This is a genomic window from Chitinophaga sp. (assembly GCF_035564935.1).
Lineage (GTDB): Bacteria > Bacteroidota > Bacteroidia > Chitinophagales > Chitinophagaceae > Chitinophaga.
Window position 1 is genome coordinate 1 of record NZ_DATMTE010000192.1, and the last position, 4,074, is coordinate 4,074.

At 45.6% G+C, this 4,074-nt stretch carries 2 protein-coding genes and 1 pseudogene; all 3 read left to right on the top strand.

All coding sequences use genetic code 11. The annotated features are described in order from the left end of the window. A pseudogene (locus VN105_RS04975) lies at positions 1 to 2,508 on the top strand (hypothetical protein); the annotation flags it as partial. 21 nt (positions 2,509 to 2,529) lie between these two features. Continuing rightward, the gene (locus VN105_RS04980; RefSeq protein ID WP_325638531.1) at positions 2,530 to 3,450 is read left to right on the top strand and encodes a transglutaminase domain-containing protein; all 921 of its coding nucleotides are present in this window, start codon (positions 2,530 to 2,532) and stop codon (positions 3,448 to 3,450) included. A 16-nt stretch (positions 3,451 to 3,466) separates the two neighbouring features. Continuing rightward, the coding region (locus VN105_RS04985; RefSeq protein ID WP_325638533.1) for a chloride channel protein at positions 3,467 to 4,074 on the top strand (608 nt) is incomplete at its 3' end.

Genomic DNA, 4,074 nt, shown 5'->3' on the forward strand with positions numbered 1-4,074 from the left:
AAACATCTCTCTCAGTCCATATTGGATAACACTACGAAACTGGTAAGCGAAACTACGCTGAAAAGGGTGTTCGGATTTGCTGTTGCTCAACACAGCTTCTCCAGATATACCTTGAATACACTTTCGCAATATTGCCAGTATAAAGACTGGGAAGATTTTCAGCAACATCACTACCGGAAGCTAAACACCGCTTCGAAAACAACCAATGCGTCTACTTCAGCCGCAGCATTGGATAATAGCAAATGGTCTGACTTGAAGAACAAGGCAGATGCTGTTTCCCATTATACCATGCTCACCCTCAAGAACCGCTCTGGTATTGCCTTCCCGTATACTGTTCACAGACCTTTCTGTAACGCCCACATCGAAAAATTCCTGGAAAGCGACTATGCTGCCACCGCTTTAATAGCGCCTTCAGGATGGGGTAAGTCGCTCGCATTGGTGCACCTGGCCGAACATTGCTGGTTTGGCAAAGAAGCCCGGTATAAACAGGACGTTTGCTGGTTTATACACGCACACGCAGCTGGAAGCCTTCTGTTGAAAGGATTCTCACTCTCTTCCTGGCTGGATAACCAGATGAACCTGGGTAACGGCGAAAACTTCCGGGAATACTTCTCCAGTCACTTCGATAAAAAAGGCGGACGTCTTATATTAATAATAGACGGGTTTGATGAAATTGCTGTAGCCGGTGAAAAACTCCGGTTACTGTATTCCAAACTGGAAGATTTTGTATACTCCAATGATCTGTACCCCTGGGTGAAAGTGATCCTTTCTATCAGGAGCAGTACCTGGGCCGAAATATTCCAGCACTCCCAGCAATACCCTGCCTTCCGGCGGTATTGGTACCTGGGCGCCGAAATGGATGAGGAAACCAATATCAACATGCCACGGCTTACGGAACAGGAAGTAAAATCTATTCTCTATAACCACCAGTTCGATCCCGCCACCGTGCGCCTGTTCTCTGAAAATTTCCTGCAAAAACTGCGCTATCCATATTACCTGCAGCTATTTTGCCAGCTCAACAGCGGCCCGGATCAAACCTTTGTAGACGAACATCTCAGCTTATTCGAAATTGTATCGCGCTTTATCCAGAACCGCGTATTCAATTCCCAAAGCAATGCTTTCAAAATAAAAATCATTGAAAAATTACTGACCCTGCTCGACCTCGGCAGAACAGGGATCTATGCGGATAAAAACCTGCTGCTCACCCAAAACGCGGAACTGTTCCCTGCCTATAAAGAATTGCTGGCAGATAATATATTGGTAGAAGAAAACCTGAGCCAGGAAATTATGTTCAATGTGAAGGTGCGCTTTGCCCATACCATGCTGCTCGAATATTTTGTGGCCATGCATTATCTGAAAGAAAACGGCCAGGAAATAAATGAACCCATGCTGATGGCAATACTCGAACACCTGCCACAATCGCCCTACCGGATAGGCGTATTCAGATGGCTGCTCCGCTACGCCATTAACCATGCGCAGATCGACGGCATCATCAAGATGTTGCATTTACCATTATCCAACATAGAAAAATCACACCTGCTGGAGTACCTGGTATTACATTACCAGCACGACGGCAACAACCAGGGTGAACTTAAATCCATCTTCCCGGCGGGCTTCTTCAAGAAAAACCCTATTGGCCCCTTTATCAGTGACGAATTTATTCATTTCAGAAAACGCAAAGTACTTACCGCTTTGCTGGGACTTGCCGAAGCCCGGGAAGATAAACTGAAGATCAGAAGCAAACTGTTCACCATGGCATTGCTGCAACTGGATGCAGAACAATGTGAAATAGAACTCAATAATATCAAAAAGATCTACGCAGCGGATGAATTTGAAGATGAACTTTGGGTAACACCTTATGAAATCCAGCTCTTCATTTATGAGTTCCTCAAATTTGGTATTATCAATGAAGATATCAGGGAGAAGATCTATAATTATTTCCGCTACTGGACCGGCGGCGGCAAGAAGCCCATTACCGAACCACAGGAAATTGTATTCCGCAATATGGGCATCGTTTTCACCCTGCTGGGCGATAATGAGCACCTGCTGAGCTTTACCACGCGGATCTTTGAAACATATCCTTCCCTGCAACACCGTAAAACAGATTCGCTGCGCCTCACCTTACTCTGCTGGCAGGCACAAGCCTACCTTGGCTTAGGTCAAACAGCATCTGCAGCGCGCATCTGCCGGCACACCGACCAGGTGATCAAAAAATATTCTGTTGATTACTTCGGCGGAAAATACCTGGAGTCTGTTCAGAAACTGCTTTACGCCGGCGTATATTTTAACGAACACGAATTTAATAAAGCCATCCGCACGGCAGAAACCGCCGTGGAAAATGCGCAGAAGCTGGATTTCAAAGTATTGGCACTGATGAATTTCGGCCTGCTGAATAAGATCTATCAGCAGCTGCAGATGGACAAACAAAAAAATGATACCGTTCAACAAATAGAACTCATCAGGAAAAGTACCTCATTTAAACAGGCCGTTTCAAATTTTGCGAGGTGATTATGGCATAATTTTGCTTTATTGCGTAGCATAATGGCCATAGACGAAAGCAAATATACCGTAGTACAGAAAATATTGTTCAACACACTGAGCCTGTTGACGTTATTATTGCTGGCACCCTATATCAACCGCTTTACGCCGCCTCTCATGCTGAATGGCTGGCACATCGATCTGCTATTGGCCGTAGCAGGAAGTTTCATCCTTGTTTATCTCCTCCGCTGGATCTTCAGACCTCTCATCATCCCGGTATTTTTGGTAATGTGCACGGTGCTGGTAGTGAATAAACTCACCGACCGCTACACCTTTTATAATGTACTGAACGATTATAAAGGAATGGTGCAGGGCAACCTCAACACCAAAGGCAGCAAACAGCTGGATATCCTTAGTTTATACCCGAGAAGGGTGGAAAGCTACCGCGATAAAACCGTACGTGGCATAAAGGAAAAGATCAATTACCAGGATTCGGTGGTCCGCAATTTCTCCGTAAAGCATTCCCTGGATTATTACGACGAATACTTTTATAAATATGGAAAAATAACCCGGTTCCTTTCCCTGTTCCGTTTTATCAACAGCCAGTTTAAATATGTACTGGACTCCCGGCGGGATGAATATTTCGCTACCGCACAGGAAACTATTCAGAATGGGCTGGGTGGCGACTGTGACGATCATTCCATCCTGATGGCCTCCTGCTTACAGTCTATCGGCGCCCGGTGCCGTATTGTACTGATTAAAGGCCACGCCTACCCTGAACTGTATTGCGGCGACAAGGAAGAATTTGAAATCATGAAACAGGCCATCATCACGCTTTTCCCCAAACCGGCCGTAAAAGAAATATATTACCACGAGCTGAAAGGGGAGTACTGGATTAACCTGGATTATACGGCTCGTCGCCCCGGCGGTCCTTACATGAACGATAAAGTTTATGCCCTGATTGAACTTTGATCCTTAAATTTGCCGCATGAGTCAATTTAACCGGCTGCGGAAATATCATAGTTTTTTTCGATTCAGGAAAGATTTTGAGCAATACAGTTTAAAGAGCGCTAAAAGCTATGAACTCATATTACACTGGTTACATAGCAAAATGAACCGTAACCAGTTCCTCCTGCTTTCGGGTATACTGGTAGGATGTTCTGCAGGATTGGCAGGCGTAATTCTGAAAAGCCTGGTCCATTATATTCACTATGTGATCACTTACAAAGTGCATTTCAGCACCCAGGTGATCTTTTATATTGTATTCCCATTCCTGGGAATTGTACTGACCACCCTTATGGTGATCTGGTTTTTCAAAGGACAGTCGAGGAAAGGGATACCTGTCATTTTGCATGAAATAGCGAGGAACTCCAGCCTGATACCACCTGTAAAAATGTACTCGCAGATATTGCAGAGCGCCATTACCGTAGGACTTGGCGGCTCCGCCGGACTGGAAAGTCCCATAGCGGTTACCGGGGCTGCACTGGGTTCCAATTATGCGCGCACCTATAAACTTGGATATAAAGAGCGTACGCTGTTACTGGCAGCCGGCGCTACAGCCGGGATAGCGGCCGCATTCAATGCGCCTATTGCCGG